The following is a 15,404-nucleotide window of genomic DNA, read 5'->3' as shown; positions in this document are numbered from 1 at the left end:
AACTCAATGCAAATCTGCATCCCACACCCCGATGTAAATCCGATCGCGATCATCTCGCTGGATGATACCCTTCACCCCATTGCGCTCAAACGAATATTGGTTAGTTTGGCGATCGCGCACTTGGCGTAAGGCTGCTTCAATCTCCTCGCTAGACCTGCCACTTAGCATGCCATTCAGTGCCGTTCGCATCACCAACGGGTCAGCCGATGGCGGAAAAGACGCTTCCGTTTGCCGCACTTGGTTGGAGTCGCGATCGTAGATGTAGCCCAAGTTCACGCCATTGCCCAAGTCATACAAAGCCGAGCGGGTGTTGGGCCAATAGCCTGTTTTTAAGCTAGCGGGTGCTCCTAATAATTGTTCCACTTCACTTTTGGACGCGCCCGTGGGAATTCCACGTACAGGTTGGTTGGTTGGAATCGTAGAACTGCGATCGCCCGCCTCGTTTTTTGTTGGTTTCTCATCGGGTTGGTCCAATGGTTCCTCAAAACTGATCGGCGGAGAAGGCTCTATGACTGGAGTAGGAGTAACGGTGGGTGAAGGTTCTGGCGGTGCAGGCTCAGCAGGCGTGATGCTGGGTGAAGGAGGTGCAGGAGTAGGCGTGGTTGTAATCTCTGGACTAGGGGATAGACTCGAAGTCACCGTGGTTTCTGTGGCGGGTTGACGAGACTTCAATGCTACAGTTCCTAGAGCCACCGCAGCGACAGTTGCGATCGCTACGCCTCCCAGGAGCAGAGGTAAAGGCATACCAGTGCGCGTAGCAGGAATTACGGCATTCGTAGCGTTGCCTGCTGGCGTTGGTTGAGGTGTTACCTCACGATTTCGGGGAGCGACTGCCACCGTAGCTACCGTCTGGGTTGCCCCTACAGGAGCGACAGGAGTTGCAGGTGCCACTTCTGGAAGCATTGCTAACCACTCATCGACCGTGGCGGGGCGATAGCGCACTTCCACTGCCATCCCGCGCATCACGGCCTGGTTTACTGCTGGGCTGAGTTCGGGCCGTACATCTCGCGGTGCAGGCATCTGTTGGCGATCGCGCAAAATGGAAGCGACTGGAATTTGCGCTGTCAGCAAAGCATACAGAGTTGCTGCTAAACCATAAACATCCGTAGCTGGGGTGCGCTTTTCGTTGGAAACATATTGCTCAATCGGCGCATAACCCGACGAAATCATACTGGTGTGAGTCTGGGTAACTCCAGGGGTAAACTCCCGCGCAATGCCAAAGTCGATCAGCACCACTTCTTGAGTGTTTTGGCGCAAAATAATGTTTTGCGGCTTAATGTCTCGGTGCAGCATGCCATTGCGATGCACCACTTTCAGCGCTTCACTAATTTGCCGCATGTAGTGCACAGCGATCGCTTCTGGCAACGGATGATCTGGAAAAACTACCGCTTCTAGGGTGGGGCCTGGGATATAGTCCATCACCATATAAGAGCGGTCATCTTCAATGAAAAAGTCGCTCAGCCGCACAATATTGGGATGCACACATAACGCCAATCGCCGCGCTTCATCTTGAAACTTAAGCTCAAACTCGGCATAGTTTGGTTGCTGGCGCATCGATTCATTCAGGGTTTTGATCACCACAGGTTGCCCCAAATAGCGATGGATGGCCTTGAAGGTAATGCCAAAGCCACCCCGCCCTAGTTCTTGCTCTAGGGTATATTTGCCACCCTGTAAGGTTTTTCCGAGAAGTGTGTCCATGTCCAGCAGCTAACCGCCAATCGCGCCTTCTCGTTCACTCTAGCTTAGAAACGCTGACCCAGACCGAACTGTAGGCGATCGTCACCTTGGTCATTAATGCCGTAATCAGCCCGGATAATGCCAAGAGGTGATTTGACTCGCACTCCCACTCCATAGCCAAATCCAGTACCTGGTTTCTCCCGCACTGCTCCTGGATCGCCAGGAACCGTGTTCCCAGAGCCTAAATCGGAGGCGAAGTCAGCAAACACGACTCCACTCACAGGTGAGGTCAGAATTGGAATGCGGTATTCCGCTGAGGCCAAGACATAGCTGCGTCCTGTGGCAACTTCCCCTTGGCCGTAACCTCGCACTGTATTCGGACCACCTAAGTTAAAAGCGCTGTAGGGAGGCAAATCACCAATTGTGGTTCCCCCTTGCAGGTTGAAGGCAAATACTTCTGGCTCTTTCTTACTGGAATTAATGATGCGGGTGGGGACATATTGCGTGTAGTTCGCTTGCAGGCGATTCGAGAGAATATTGCCCTGCCCCACAGGAATTGATTGGGCGGTGCTGAGTGTTAGCACCGAACCATCGGTGGGGTTGACTGGGTTATTCCGGCGATCGCGCGTGGCCCCAAACGAAACCGTCGTCAAGTCATCAATGCCCGTGCCACTAAAGGATAGAGGATTACCCAACTCATCCACTGGCGAAATCTTGCCATCACTATCGCGAATGCTGGTGCGGGTGTAGTTTAGTCCCACCGAACCTTGCCAATCTCCTAGCGGTCTTTGGAGCGTGACACCACCCCCAAATTTGCCTTCGCGAACTTTGTCGCCGTTAGGTAGGCCGATGTCCTCGTTGAAGGTGGAGGAGAGACCCCGTTTGCGGAAGGCATCGACTTGATAGCCAATCTTGTCGGGTTGACTAACTCGGTAAGGGCTCTTGAAGTTGACATCAAACTGCACATCCCGACGACCTACTAGCACATTGCCGCCGACGCTCTGGCCGACGCCACCAATATTTTGGTCTTGGTAGTTGACGGTGCCATAAATGCCGCTATCTTCGCTGTAGCCTGCTCCTACATTCACCGCTCTCGGTGGACGCTCGGTCAGGTTGTAAGTAACATCCACCTGCCGCGAATCACCGTTCAATGTGATTTCGGCGTTGTCAAACAAACCTAGTTGGTACAGTCGTTGTAAATCTTGGCGAACTACGTCTTCTCGGAAGGTTTGCCCTGGCTGTAACTGAATTTCTCGTCTCAGGAACGACTCTTGAGTTCTACCCTGAATCGTTTTGCCTTCCTCATCGACAGTTTCTCCTTTGTCATTGACGAAGAGGAAGTTGATTTTACCAACCGTTCCTTCAGCCACTTCTACGGTAACAACGCCGTTTTGGCTGGGTTCAATGGCAACCACCCGCGCCAAGGAGTAGCCATTTTGCTTGTACCAGTTGTTAATGTTGCGCCCTCCTTGATCGAGCGCGGCAGGGCTAATTTGATTGCCGAGCTGAGTCGCAAACAATTCTTGAGCGATCGCAGGAGTGAGTACCTTCGCCCCAGTCAATTGCAGCGATCGCACCACCACTGGCGTGACTTGATAGGTGACATCTAAGCCTGTGGCATTGCTGCGGCTACTAACATTGGCGTTGGCAAATAACCCACTATTCAAAATGCGGCTGACATCGTCTTGCAACTGACTTTGGCTCGTGGTGCCGCCTGGGCGGGTGCGGATCACGTTGCGTACTACTTGTTGCAGTTCTTCGTTGACCCCTACGATTTTTACATCGGTCGCAGTCACCACCAAATTCCCATTGGCGTTATTGGTTTTGGGTGGCGTAGTCGTTCGGCTGGGTGTGGCAGCGACTTGCGGAGATGGGGCGATCGCGTTGGGGCGAGCCGTGGTTGTAGGAGTTGGCGCAGTTGTAGTTGGCGCAGGGAAACTAGCAGGCCGAGTCTGAGATTCAACGGGTGCCGTTGGAACTACGACAGCAGGTTGATATTGCTGGTAGTACTGGGCGCTGTCACTCGGCTGGGTTGTGCTCTCTGAAAACTGCTGAGCCACCAAGGTTTCTGGCGGAGCGATCGCTTCTACTGGCGTGGGTGCAGTGGTTTCGGCAGGGACGACAAAATTATTCGCTGTAGGCTGTGGGACGACGGCTTTCGGTGCCTGACCAGCACTCGCTTGGTGAGTTAAATCCCAGCCTGCCACAGCAGCTAGGGTACAAAGTGCAAGAGTTGGGACACGCATAACAGTCACTTCGTTTGTCAATCTGGGTTTAATTCGTCACAAAAGGCTTGTCTCGCCATGCCTACAACATTTGCTTGTAATGAATCGGGTTCAGCGTCAACACTGCCCTCTATTTTGCCTTGCTCTTTGCTTTAACCTTTAAAGGCAACCTGTCAGTTTGTATAAGGTTGCAGAAATACATTAATTGCTTCATGAACTGTTGAAAAACTCAAACAAGTCCTGTGATTTAGCAAGGAGCTAAACCTTCACACCACAAAATTAAGTTTGAATGGCAAATGTTGTCTAGTAACCTGAGCGAGCAGGAGTTGTAGCCGTCAACGTCACCGCATAATATCTGGTTGCGTTGGCTGCTTTGTTAACTTTGACTGCAACCCAACTCATCAAGTTCCAGGCTGCTGCGATCGCCGCTCATTTATTACTACGACTGGTTTAATCTCGCGATCGCATCAACCTACGTTTTGGTGACTAACTGTTAGTGCAACTGGGAGCGATCGCGATACTTCAAAGGCTTATAGAAACGTGCCTTCCGTCGCTTTAATCGGCGAGCCGCATTGCGCCGCTGAATTGCATCAACGACTGGAATACCCACGAAATAGCTAACTACTGCAAAGGCCAGCCCGACAATCAAACAGCCCATCAAGTAGCCAGTAATAAAGTCCGTGCCTAAGGCAAGAAAGCTATCGAGCGATCGCAAATTTTCCGTTGGCAAATCTTCCCACTCTCGCCCTAGCACTGACTGTCCAACATGAAAGTTAAATGCAGTTAACGGCAGAGTCGTCAAAGGGTTGCTGAACCAAGTTCCTGCTGCTGCCGCCAATTTACTGCCACGAACAACGGCTGCGCTCACAACTGCGATCGCCATTTGCAATCCGGGTAGCGGAAACATCCCCCAAAAAATCCCCAAGGCGAATCCCCGCGAGATCTGCTCAGGTGTCGCTTGCAACCGGACGAACCTCAGGTAAAGATAACGGAGCCCCCGTTGCCACTGCTTCATGACTTAATGTGTTCCTACGTCCCTAAACAAAAATTACACGGGAGTAGATCAATATTCCGTATCTACTTTAGAGATTGTCCTCTCTATTTTAAGTTATGAAAATTTGGTTCCTCTTGGCTCCTTCTCCAGGTGGAAAGCCGATCCCCCGCCCTAGAGTACTGAAATTTAGGCGATCGCACCTAACTTCCAGCTCCAATTTCAATATTTATTCGCTGCCAGTAGTTGATTTTCGTTCACCTCTGCTATCATAGTTAAGCCAGATAACAGGCGGATGTGGCGGAATTGGCAGACGCGCTAGATTTAGGTTCTAGTTCCTCACGGAGTGAAGGTTCAAGTCCTTTCATCCGCATTAAAAATTAAAAGTGAATTAACTTTGTGACTGAAACCATAACTTGTCCAACCTGGATAAATTATGGTTTCAGTCGTTATAAGGGTTTTATGCCGAGTTTTGCATGTCCACCTAAGGCGATTAGCCAAACCACCACAACCACCCAGTGGACAAAAGCGATCGCCCATAAAGAGCCTGTTACTGCATAGACCACTGTACAAGTCAGCCCCAACAAGCCTGTCAAAGTCAGAAAAATGGGGTCTAAAAAGGTGTTTGCACCAGCCCTATACAGAGTTTTGGCGTTGAGCGGGTGATAGACGATAAACAGCAGCAAACTCAGCGTTGCCCATCCAGCCCAGATATACCAGGCTACTCCCACCGTGGGATGCGGCAGTAGCAATACTCGGAAGCCTAATTCCTCTAATAGCGCTGGCGTGAGTAATGCTCTTAATGCCAGCAAACAATAGCTGAGCCAATTGACAGGCCAAAGGTTGACTTGTAAAAAACCAGAGGCAAAGCCTAGAGGTAAAGCGATCGCTCCATAAAGGAACAGCAGCCCTACTGTAATCAGCCAGCCTCGTAGATCAGAAGGATTCAGAGCACTCAAAACCCGATTGAGCAAAATAGAAGCGATCGGAGCTTTCGCGCCTGGAACGGTCAACTGGCCTAACAAGGCAGTGGGCGCAATGGGGACGATATCTGGGTTCCAGCCGCCGACTTGATTCGTGCGAAGAAACCAGAGCTGTGCTCCATGCTGTAAAAATAGGTTAGCCAATTCATCTTGGGCTTGGCGGGGAATCATAGTCCGCCAACTGGTTAACCCTGCTAACGGGTCGCGGCTACTCGTAAAGTCTGGTTGAGAATTGGTGCCCGCTAAAACAGTTGCGTTTTGTTGCCAGTCCGATCGCAAAATTCCGAGTGGAATCAGCCGCTGTTCGAGATCCTTGGCTAAGGATACGAGCTGCTGAAACCGTAGGGTTTGCTCATCTTTAGGATGGGCGGCTAGCCAACTTTGAATTGCTGGTGTGGAGCTGACTTGCTGCTTGATGTGCAGAATTGTGGCATAGAGCGCTTGGTTAGAGTCTTGCACACAAGAGGTTGCAGGCGTTACGGTAGCGCTCCCTGTCCCATCTCCCACTCGATACCGCGCCATCATTACCTGTAACTGTTGCTGAAATTCTCTTAGGGGCGAGAGCGTGATGCCACCGAAGTCATAGTCGCGTAGCACTGGGTCAAATTTCACCAGGACATCTGAAACAGGCCGAGTTCCCAACCAGCCCCACTGTAAGTTCCCCATGTAATTAGGCCAGGTTGTGGTGCCCGAAATAATGGCATTGGGATTGTGGGCGTAAACCTGCTGATACTGGACATCAAACTGTAACTCTTGGGTCAGCGGCTCACGAACTACTTCAGCTAGCCCATAGGAAAAGTGGCCCGTGACGGTATAACCCAAGGCTGCTTCTGCTTTTCTGCCACCAATACCGCCGAAGGTATGTAAAACGATCGCGCGATCGCCTAGCTTCCACTTGAAAGGTCTTGCTTTAGCCTTCGTGACGGTTGAGCCAGGTTTAACTAAAACTTTCCGAACAGTGCCTTTCTGCGTTTCCACCTTCTGCCAGTTCTGCTGGTTGATGTAAGTGAGCCCTGCTGGATGACCTAAGACGACTCGATCGGACTGCAACTGTACCAGCGATCGCGGCTGAATCGCTTGCACCACAAAAACTCCCTCAGCACTTTTAGCTCCATAAATGTACCAGCCTGCTTTTCCAGCGGGGGAAGTTTCGATGTGGCGGGGAGTTGAGGGCGCAATGCCGCTACGTCCAGCAAGTTGTTGTGGGATGCGAACTGTTTCTAGAACTCCATCAAATTTTTTAGAAGCTGGATTGTAGTGTTGGACGCGAAAAAACTCATGAGCGCAGGTGGGTGATTTTTGGCAGAGGCTGGGTGCTACTTGCTTAGCTGCCTGGTCATCTACGCCTAAAATTTTCACCAACCCGTACAAGCGTCCTGTGGCTAAAACAGGTTCTTGACTAATCTGGAGAATGCTGGGAGAGTCACTTGCTGGGACTACGGTGACATCCTTGAGCGTGACGATGACATCATCATTGGGTCTAGCTCCAGCCAAAGACTGCAACGGTCCTACATCTTTATGACCATTAAGGCGATCGGGATGAATATTGCCTTGCTGTTTACTGGTCTCAGTCCTAGCCGTAAAGCTGACATTCTGCGTGACGGCTCGCACATAAGCTTGGACTTCTAGCTGGGGGCTCCATTCCAACCGGACAACTTTCCCAACTAAGCTTTGCGCCTCACTGGGTGCGTGTTGCACTTCTAGCCAAACCCAATCTGAAGCTGAGGCATTATTTGCTTGAGCAAGCGACTGCTGATCATCTGGTAACTTTGGGTCAGACAAGCTTGGACTCGGTAAGATCAGCCGACCCACCCACTCTCCTACGGGTTGATAGAGAGCGGTTGGTAGTTTTTGGCTCAGAGGATAAAACTGGGGTTGATTGAAGCTTAACTGTGAATGAATTGCGTAATCAGTTGCCTGGATCGCTGGCTTCGGCTTAGGAGCAAGTAGAAAGCAGGCGATCGCGGCCAATGCTGCCAACAAAACAAAAACACCTAAACGGTATTTCCCGCTCTGGCATAACTTTCGTTTGATGCTTCGTAGAGCCATTTTGTTGCAGCCATAATGTTGTGCTTTGGTAGTGGCTCCTGGAAAACCACTTGGGAAAACACTTTAGTTCAAGCATTGTTCCCATCTTCCGACCATTCACCGCTAAATTTCATCGCCCATACTGATTGTTTAAAGAATCAGCTAAGGCGTTTTCTTGCCACAACTCACAAAATTCTGCTCAATGCCATAGCCCTATTGATGCGATCGCTTTCCTAGGTTAGAAGCGAAGGGTTTTGAGTTGCGCTAAGTTGAAACAGCACTTCAACCGAGATAACTCGTAGAATTACACGCAACTCTGCTCCAGCAGCTGAGTCATAGCGCTATTCATAAGTTTTATAGAGATGTAGACAAAGCAATAGGTGAGGGATGGAACATTGAGCAAAGCAACTTTAGACCAACAAGCAGCACCCCAAGTGGCCAAGTCAGCACTCGAAAAACAGGCATGGGAAGCCCTAGAACAATCCATTATTTATTACCAAGACCGTCCTGTAGGCACAGTGGCGGCCCGCGATCCAGAATTAACAGCCCTTAACTACGACCAGTGCTTTATTCGTGACTTTGTTTCTTCCGCCCTCGTCTTCCTGATCAGGGGCAGAACCGACATTGTTCGCAACTTCCTAGAAGAAACCCTCAAGCTGCAACCTAAGAAACGCCAGTTTGACTGCTCCAAGCCAGGCCGTGGTTTGATGCCAGCTAGCTTCAAGGTTGAGTCGTCTCACGGGCACGAACGGCTCAAGGCAGATTTTGGGGAACATGCGATCGCGAGAGTTGCACCCGTTGACTCCTGCCTCTGGTGGCTAATTTTGCTCCGGGCTTACTTCAAAGCCACTCACGACGAAGAATTAATTAACCGGGATGACTTCCAGCAAGGAATTCGGCTGATTGTCGAGCTTTGCCTGGTGGCGCGGTTCGATATGTACCCCACCCTGTTGGTTCCCGACGGCGCTTGCATGATTGACCGTCGGATGGGGCTTTATGGTCACCCGCTAGAAATTCAATCTCTGTTTTACGCCGCGTTGCGTTCTGCTCAAGAGTTGTTGCTGCCCACCAAGCACAATCGCTATTTCGTCGATGCTGTCAATTCTCGCTTAGAGCCAGTCACGAAGCACATCCGCGAAAACTATTGGCTCGATACCCACCGTCTCAACGTCATCTACCGCTACAAAGTGGAAGAGTACGGCGAGCAAGCACTCAACCAGTTCAATATTTATTCTGATTCAATTCCGTTTTATCAACTCACTGAGTGGCTGCCTCCAGAAGGCGGCTACTTAGCGGGTAACTTAGGGCCATCCCAAATTGACTGCCGTTTCTTTGCCGTGGGCAACCTGATGGCTGTGCTGTCTAGCCTGTCGAGTAAGGAGCAGTCCCAAGGAATTTTGCAACTGATTGAGTCTCGCTGGGAAGACCTAGTGGGTGACATGCCAATGAAACTTTGTTACCCGGCGCTGGAGGACCAAGGTTGGAAAATCTTGACTGGTTGTGACCCCAAGAATCGGCCTTGGTCTTATCACAACGGTGGCAGTTGGCCCGTTTTACTTTGGATGCTGGCCGCAGCAGCTCAGAAAACAGGTCGGCCAGAAATTGGTAAGCAAGCCCTCAAAATCGCTGAGCGTCGCTTGGTTGAAGATGAGTGGCCCGAATACTATGACGGCAAAAACGGACGACTAGTGGGCAAGGAAGCCAGACGATACCAAACCTGGACGATCGCGGGTTATTTACTAGCCAAAGAGCTGATTCAGAAACCCAGCAACCTCTCCCTTATTTGCTTTGAGGACTTGGGGATCATCTAAAAATGTCCATAAAAAAGAGGGGCCTGAATTCAGAACCCCTCTTTTTGGCTGTTTAGAGTCTTTGACCTAAAGTTGCTTCACTTCCGAAACCAACTTGTCTACCACTTCTTTGGCACCGCCAAACATCATCATCGTTTTGTCCTTGTAGAACAAATCGTTGTCAACTCCTGCGAAGCCTGCGCTCATGCCCCGCTTGATCACGATGGTGTGTAGTGCCTTGTCTACTTCTAGAATCGGCATGCCATAGATTGGGCTGCTAGCATTGTCCCGTGCGGCTGGATTCACCACATCATTGGCCCCAATCACCAGTGCTACATCTGTGCGATCGAGGTCTGGGTTAATATCTTCCATGTCGCAGAGCTGGGGGTAAGGCACATTCGCTTCTGCTAGCAATACGTTCATGTGACCAGGCATCCGACCTGCTACTGGATGGATGGCGTATTTCACGCTCACATTCAGTCTCTCCAGCTGGTCAGCCAATTCTCGGACCGAGTGTTGAGCTTGGGCGACTGCCATGCCATATCCCGGCACAATCACCACCGAGCGGGCATAGCCCAACATCATCGCGCCTTCTTCTGGGTCGATGGAGTGAACTACCTTGTCACCCTGAGCCCCTTCGGTTGCTGTTGCAGCGGCACCACTGCCAAAAGCGCTGAACAATACATTGGTGATCGATCGGTTCATCGCCTTACACATGATCTGCGTCAGGATGATTCCGGAAGCACCGACTAAGGCACCCGCGATGATCAGCATATTGTTGCCTAGGATGAACCCTGCTGCACTCGCCGCCAAGCCAGAGTAAGAGTTCAGAAGCGAAATCACGACTGGCGTATCTGCTCCACCAATTGGGATTACGAATAGAACACCCAAAAGTAAGGAAATGCTAACTAATCCTAGAAAAATAGGAACGTTATGAGGTTCAACTATTAGGTAGGCACTGCCAGTCAAAAAGATCAGCAAGAGAGAAAGGTTAAAAGGCTGTTGCAACTGGAAAGTAATTGGGGCACCGGGCATAATACCTTGCAACTTGGCAAAAGCAACCAAACTGCCTGTGAGCGTCACCCCGCCAATTAGCACCCCTAAAATCGTGGTGATTGTGGCTTCTAGGGGCACTGCGGCGGCGGTGCCCAGTAGCCGCCAAAACTCAGCCACCGCGACTAGAGCCGAGGCCGCACCACCCAAACCGTTGAGCAAACCTACCATCTGAGGCATTTCGGTCATGGCGACTCTTTGGGCTGCGATCGCCCCAATTACAGAGCCAGCAGCAATGCCCAACAAAATCATTTCGTAGTTGAGCACATTGCGATCGAGCAAGGTAACAACGACAGCGATTAACATCCCAACCGCCGCGATCGTGTTGCCTTGCCGAGCTGTAGCGGGTGACCCTAGACGCTTCAGACCAATAATGAATAGAGAAGAGGCAATTAAGTAGCTTAGTTCAATACCAGTAGGACCAAAGATGCTCATGCCTTCACCTCTTTTTTCTTAAACATTTGCAGCATCCGGTCTGTGACTAGAAAGCCCCCGACGACGTTGATGGTTGCGAGAACGATGGCAATCAAGCCCAAAATGACGCTGAGATTGGAGTCTCTGGGGCCAGCCACTAGTAAGGCACCAATCACAGCAATGCCTGAGATGGCATTAGAGCCAGACATCAGTGGTGTGTGGAGCGTGGGTGGCACTTTGTTGATCACTTCCACCCCGATAAAAGAGGCAAGGACAAAAACGACGAGTCCTGCAATTAATCCTGCTGCCATTGCTTTAGTGGCTCCTTTCCATTACTTGTTCGTTGTTTGCGGCCAAGGCATCTTTAATCCGTTGGTTGCGGATTTCTCCCGCATGGGTAATGCAAGCCGCATCAATAATGTCATCAGCAAAGTTCAGATTCAGTGCCTGGTCTGTCACTAAATACTGCACCAAGGTCAAAACGTTCTTGGCGTACATTTGGCTAGCATGGATGGGAACCGAGGAAGGCAGGTTGATGGGGCCAATTACAGTCACACCATTGACCAGTACGTCCTTTCCTGGCTTCGTACAGGCACAGTTGCCGCCTTGCTCCGCCGCTAAATCGACGATCACCGAGCCTGGTTTCATTTGAGCTACCATTTCTTCGGTAACAAGCAGAGGTGCTTTTCTGCCAGGAACCTGAGCCGTGGTGATCACAGCATCAGCGGTCTTGACATGCTCAGCGACTACTTCACGCGATCGCTGTTTAGCAGCCTCAGAAATTTCTTTGGCGTATCCGCCTGCCGCTACCGTATCTTCTTCGATCGGGACTTCGATAAATTTCGCGCCCAAGCTTTGCACTTCTTCCTTAACCGCAGGACGAATGTCAAATGCTTCTACCACAGCACCTAGGCGGCGAGCAGTGGCGATCGCTTGCAGACCTGCCACACCAGCCCCCATGATGAATACTTTGGCAGGCGGAATTGTGCCCGCTGCTGTCGTCAACATCGGGAAGTATTTAGGCATTGCTGCCGCAGCAATTAGAACAGCTTTATAACCCGCAACGCTGGCTTGAGACGACAAAGCATCCATACTTTGCGCTCGCGTGGTGCGTGGAATCATCTCCATACTGAAAGCAGTAATCTTGCGCTCTGCCAAACGCTGAGCCAAAGTTGGAGTGCCTAAGGGATCGAGGAAACCAATTACCACTTGGCCTTCGTGCAGCAAATCGGCTTCATGCTGCCCGTCTCCTCGCTCTTGGAGAGGCGACACTTTCAGCAGCACGTCAGCTTCTCCCCAGAGAGTCGCTGTATCGCTCACAATTTTGGCTCCAGCGGCTTCGTAGGTAGCATCCGAGAAACAAGCTCGTTCCCCAGCACCCGCTTCTACCAAGACTTCTATTCCCTGCTTCACTAAACGAGCCACCGTATCCGGGATCAGGGCAACCCGACGCTCACCGACTTCACTTTCTTTAGCAACCGCTATTTTCATGAACTCTCCTTCGTAATCAATATCAGTGACTCGTCACTCTTTGAAGTGGCAATTAATGTCGTGAAATTTCGACTGCTACCTGGCTTCAGCCTGGAGCTGAGCCTCGATTTATTAAAAGGTAATTGTGAAACTCAAGCAGTAAAAACTCCAACCCATCAGTTCATTGCCAGCAAAGCAAAAACAAAAAGAGGGCGATCGCTTACTTTTGCTGATAAAACACACATTAGCTACTCTTCACATCTGCTTTACTGCTGATACTAACGACAATAAAGCTATGTCAGCTTTTTCAGCACAGCACCTAGCCTGTTTAGTAAAGGCTAGCCGGATCTATTACTAAGTGGCTGAGAAGCTTTTTTCAGGCTGAGCCTTGTCGTCATGGCAGCAAATCTTTAGGTTTCAAAACCTCAAACAGCAGACTCGTCAACTTAGTTTTGGGTTAAGAGCGACATTTCTACCATAACTAATGTCAAACTTTAACCTCCGAGTGTGATGCTGGTTTCAATAGCACTCCTGCTATTATTTTCCCTTTCAAGCCAGCGATCGGACGTTGTCGAAAGACAAGCTCTACTTCATCTTGGCTATCTTGGCTAACTCGGCCATACTGTCCTGAGCAGTGATAACGGATGCGGTTAGCTTGTAAATTTACTTGACTTAGAACAAACAATTCAAGAAATTCCCAGGTAAGCGTAGAGGTGTATTTCGCATAGTATGTTGATCCCCAAAATCAGATTGGTATCTTTAACTTGTTTTAATAGATTTCAATATTTAAAGACACAACTTTGAAGACATTATTAGTAAAACCAGGCTCTCTAAATCCTGAAAGCAAATTAATTGCTTCTGGGAGTCGTTCTGCTTCGATTAATAGTGCAGTAACCTAAAACCTGAGCAGCCGGATATCAGGCTGTGGTAGCAATTTTTTCTAGTAGATGAGCCTAGGCTTGGGTTAATGGCACTTTTTCTCTTGGCTCGGCGTCACTCAGCCCAGTTGGAACTTCATCAATCCTGGTAAAGTCAATATTGATGAAGTTTTGCAACTGAATCACTCAACCCTATTGTCCACGCACAAAGCTTATGTTCTCTAAGAAATTGATGGCACGAGGCGCTTTCTCAACTCTTGCGATCGCAGGTTGCTTATTGGGGTCAATTCCTGCTGTCACATTAGCTCAAAGCCTACCTGGATTGACCATTTTTAGCGGTGTTAAGCCAGAATATCGGCTCAGTTACCGCTTAGACTTTGGGGGGCATACCAACGGTTGGGATCGCTATCGACTCCGAGTTCCAGCTAAGAAAATGAAATTAGCAGTAGCTCAATTCAGCATTACTTACCCCAACTACTACAAAGGTAAGTTCGATAAAGACGATATGGAGATTCGGGTCAAAGGTAAGAGTGTTCCCCTCCAAGAAGTGAATTGGAATAAAGAGAACCGAGTCATTGAGCTGATTCCCGAAGAACCCATTCCCGCCAACAGCGCTGTTGAATTAGTGTTCTCCAACGTTAAAAACCCTTCCAATCCTGGCATCTTTTACTTCAACTGTCAGATTCTGTCTCCCGGTGATGTGCCGCTGTTACGCTACTTGGGCACTTGGGAACTCAGCGTTAGCTAATCAGTGCAAAATCGATGGTACGATGGTAGACTGTGGCTTTTTTCACGCTTAATCGATTAGCACGTTTGGAGCAACTTGAACTATGACTCAGCGGACTTTGGGTGGTACCTCTCGCAAAAGAAAAAGAACTTCCGGGTTCCGGGCCCGCATGCGTACTAAGAATGGCCAGCGAGTCATCAAGGCCCGCAGACAAAAAGGCCGTCAACGTCTTGCAGTCTAGGCAGTACTTATTGCAATCAACGGAGTGGCTCGAAGACTGAAGTGTCCCTGCCCCAGTCAAATCGGCTTAAACGGCGACAAGACTTTAGTGCCGTTTATCAAGGTGGAATTCGTCGCTCGACGGCGAACATAACCTTACGAGCCTTAAACAAACAAGGTCATCTCAACCATTCCAGCCACTCTCCAGCATTACCAACTCAGATTGGTATTTCTGTTAGTCAAAAAGTCAGTAAACGTGCTGTAGTTCGCAATCGCCTAAAGCGACAAATTCGGGCTGCTCTACGACAGTTTTTGCCCCAGCTACCTCTGGGCTGGCAGCTAGTAGTTGTAGTGCGTCCCCCCGCTGTTCAGTGCGATTATCATCAAGTTCTGCGAGAATTAGAGCAGTTGTTGGTAGATGCTGAGGTTTTAAGGTAATGGCGATTAACGAGGAAGCATACTATGAGGGCGGTCCTCACATTGGCGATCTGATCATCAACTTTTTGCTGGGATTTACTATTATTTGTATCCCCCTGAGCGTTGGTGCTATTGTTCGCGCCCTGTGGGTTCGTTATCGCATTACCAATCGTCGTATTTCTGTCACTGGTGGTTGGATGGGGCGCGATCGCTCCGATATCATCTACTCCGAAATTGCCAAAATCGTCACTGTACCTCGTGGACTGGGTGCTTGGGGCGATATGGTCATCACCTTAAAAGATGGCAGCCGCCTAGAGCTGCGATCGGTGCCTAACTTTAGAGAGGTCTACGACTACATCAATGACAAGCTCTCCACAAGGGCTCAGCAAGCAAGCGGTGCAGTGGGCGCTAAATCCTAACTCCCTGAATGCAGCGATCGAGAGCGACAGAGTGGCTTCCTCAGCATTCAGTAACTAAGTTTGCGATCGCCAAGACTTGCTACCTTCAGCCCTTTAGGGGCTTTATTTATGTC

The 15,404-nt window shown here is 49.9% G+C and carries 12 protein-coding genes and 1 tRNA gene; 6 read left to right on the top strand and 7 right to left on the bottom strand.

Annotated features, from left to right (window positions below; all coding sequences use genetic code 11):
* Positions 1 to 3: 3 nt before the first annotated feature.
* The 3 genes from H6F72_RS07415 to H6F72_RS07405 form a co-directional block, all read right to left on the bottom strand.
* Positions 4 to 1,698: a serine/threonine-protein kinase gene (locus tag H6F72_RS07415; protein ID WP_190433319.1), complete on the bottom strand. Its 1,695-nt coding sequence runs from the start codon at positions 1,696 to 1,698 to the stop codon at positions 4 to 6.
* Between the two features lie 44 nt (positions 1,699 to 1,742).
* Positions 1,743 to 3,923: a BamA/TamA family outer membrane protein gene (locus tag H6F72_RS07410; protein ID WP_190433316.1), complete on the bottom strand. Its 2,181-nt coding sequence runs from the start codon at positions 3,921 to 3,923 to the stop codon at positions 1,743 to 1,745.
* A gap of 472 nt (positions 3,924 to 4,395) precedes the next feature.
* Complete coding sequence (locus tag H6F72_RS07405; protein WP_190433314.1) at positions 4,396 to 4,917, bottom strand: DUF2062 domain-containing protein; 522 nt, start codon at positions 4,915 to 4,917, stop codon at positions 4,396 to 4,398.
* A gap of 267 nt (positions 4,918 to 5,184) precedes the next feature.
* Between H6F72_RS07405 and H6F72_RS07400 the strand changes: the two genes are divergently transcribed.
* Positions 5,185 to 5,266 (top strand) — tRNA-Leu (locus H6F72_RS07400).
* Between the two features lie 76 nt (positions 5,267 to 5,342).
* Here H6F72_RS07400 and H6F72_RS07395 read toward each other — a convergent pair.
* Complete coding sequence (locus H6F72_RS07395; RefSeq protein WP_190433312.1) at positions 5,343 to 7,925, bottom strand: type II CAAX prenyl endopeptidase Rce1 family protein; 2,583 nt, start codon at positions 7,923 to 7,925, stop codon at positions 5,343 to 5,345.
* 374 nt (positions 7,926 to 8,299) lie between these two features.
* Here H6F72_RS07395 and H6F72_RS07390 point away from each other — a divergent pair, with 374 nt between their 5' ends.
* Positions 8,300 to 9,715: a glycoside hydrolase 100 family protein gene (locus H6F72_RS07390; protein ID WP_199298946.1), complete on the top strand. Its 1,416-nt coding sequence runs from the start codon at positions 8,300 to 8,302 to the stop codon at positions 9,713 to 9,715.
* A gap of 66 nt (positions 9,716 to 9,781) precedes the next feature.
* On the opposite strand, the gene H6F72_RS07385 is transcribed toward H6F72_RS07390, so the two are convergent.
* The 3 genes from H6F72_RS07385 to H6F72_RS07375 are packed head-to-tail and all read right to left on the bottom strand — an operon-like array spanning position 9,782 to position 12,652.
* The gene (locus H6F72_RS07385) at positions 9,782 to 11,182 is read right to left on the bottom strand and encodes an NAD(P)(+) transhydrogenase (Re/Si-specific) subunit beta (RefSeq protein ID WP_190433311.1); all 1,401 of its coding nucleotides are present in this window, start codon (positions 11,180 to 11,182) and stop codon (positions 9,782 to 9,784) included.
* Positions 11,179 to 11,472, bottom strand: a complete 294-nt coding sequence (locus H6F72_RS07380) for an NAD(P) transhydrogenase subunit alpha (RefSeq protein ID WP_190433308.1) — start codon at positions 11,470 to 11,472, stop codon at positions 11,179 to 11,181. Before H6F72_RS07380 ends, H6F72_RS07385 begins: the two co-directional genes overlap by 4 nt.
* Before the next feature lie 4 nt (positions 11,473 to 11,476).
* On the bottom strand, positions 11,477 to 12,652 hold the full coding sequence (locus H6F72_RS07375) for a Re/Si-specific NAD(P)(+) transhydrogenase subunit alpha (RefSeq protein ID WP_190433306.1): 1,176 nt from the start codon (positions 12,650 to 12,652) through the stop codon (positions 11,477 to 11,479).
* Positions 12,653 to 13,723: 1,071 nt separating this feature from the next.
* Here H6F72_RS07375 and H6F72_RS07370 point away from each other — a divergent pair.
* The 4 genes from H6F72_RS07370 to H6F72_RS07355 all read left to right on the top strand — a co-directional run bounded on the left by H6F72_RS07370 (position 13,724) and on the right by H6F72_RS07355 (position 15,291).
* Positions 13,724 to 14,257, top strand: coding sequence for a DUF2808 domain-containing protein (locus tag H6F72_RS07370; protein ID WP_190433304.1), 534 nt, complete (start codon positions 13,724 to 13,726; stop codon positions 14,255 to 14,257).
* 82 nt (positions 14,258 to 14,339) lie between these two features.
* On the top strand, positions 14,340 to 14,477 hold the full coding sequence (rpmH, locus tag H6F72_RS07365) for a 50S ribosomal protein L34 (protein WP_190433302.1): 138 nt from the start codon (positions 14,340 to 14,342) through the stop codon (positions 14,475 to 14,477).
* Positions 14,478 to 14,518: 41 nt separating this feature from the next.
* The gene (gene rnpA / locus H6F72_RS07360; protein ID WP_190433300.1) at positions 14,519 to 14,893 is read left to right on the top strand and encodes a ribonuclease P protein component; all 375 of its coding nucleotides are present in this window, start codon (positions 14,519 to 14,521) and stop codon (positions 14,891 to 14,893) included.
* Entirely contained in the window at positions 14,893 to 15,291 is a 399-nt protein-coding gene (locus tag H6F72_RS07355) for a PH domain-containing protein (protein ID WP_190433298.1), read from the top strand. The genes rnpA and H6F72_RS07355 overlap by 1 nt, the downstream gene beginning before the upstream one ends.
* Positions 15,292 to 15,404: the final 113 nt, after the last annotated feature.

Source organism: Trichocoleus sp. FACHB-46 (assembly GCF_014695385.1).
In the GTDB taxonomy this organism is placed as follows: Bacteria; Cyanobacteriota; Cyanobacteriia; order FACHB-46; family FACHB-46; genus Trichocoleus.
The sequence above is the reverse complement of the archived record's forward strand: the minus strand, read 5'-3'. Positions and strand labels throughout refer to the sequence as shown.

What these genes read in the sequence shown, in the direction of transcription:
- H6F72_RS07375 (WP_190433306.1), bottom strand. Translation starts at nt 12,652, where the DNA reads ATGAAAATAGCGGTTGCTAAAGAAAGTGAAGTCGGTGAGCGTCGGGTT.
- H6F72_RS07405 (WP_190433314.1), bottom strand. Translation starts at nt 4,917, where the DNA reads ATGAAGCAGTGGCAACGGGGGCTCCGTTATCTTTACCTGAGGTTCGTC.
- rpmH (WP_190433302.1), top strand. Translation starts at nt 14,340, where the DNA reads ATGACTCAGCGGACTTTGGGTGGTACCTCTCGCAAAAGAAAAAGAACT.
- H6F72_RS07355 (WP_190433298.1), top strand. Translation starts at nt 14,893, where the DNA reads ATGGCGATTAACGAGGAAGCATACTATGAGGGCGGTCCTCACATTGGC.
- H6F72_RS07395 (WP_190433312.1), bottom strand. Translation starts at nt 7,925, where the DNA reads ATGGCTCTACGAAGCATCAAACGAAAGTTATGCCAGAGCGGGAAATAC.
- H6F72_RS07415 (WP_190433319.1), bottom strand. Translation starts at nt 1,698, where the DNA reads ATGGACACACTTCTCGGAAAAACCTTACAGGGTGGCAAATATACCCTA.
- H6F72_RS07370 (WP_190433304.1), top strand. Translation starts at nt 13,724, where the DNA reads ATGTTCTCTAAGAAATTGATGGCACGAGGCGCTTTCTCAACTCTTGCG.
- H6F72_RS07385 (WP_190433311.1), bottom strand. Translation starts at nt 11,182, where the DNA reads ATGAGCATCTTTGGTCCTACTGGTATTGAACTAAGCTACTTAATTGCC.
- H6F72_RS07410 (WP_190433316.1), bottom strand. Translation starts at nt 3,923, where the DNA reads ATGCGTGTCCCAACTCTTGCACTTTGTACCCTAGCTGCTGTGGCAGGC.
- H6F72_RS07380 (WP_190433308.1), bottom strand. Translation starts at nt 11,472, where the DNA reads ATGGCAGCAGGATTAATTGCAGGACTCGTCGTTTTTGTCCTTGCCTCT.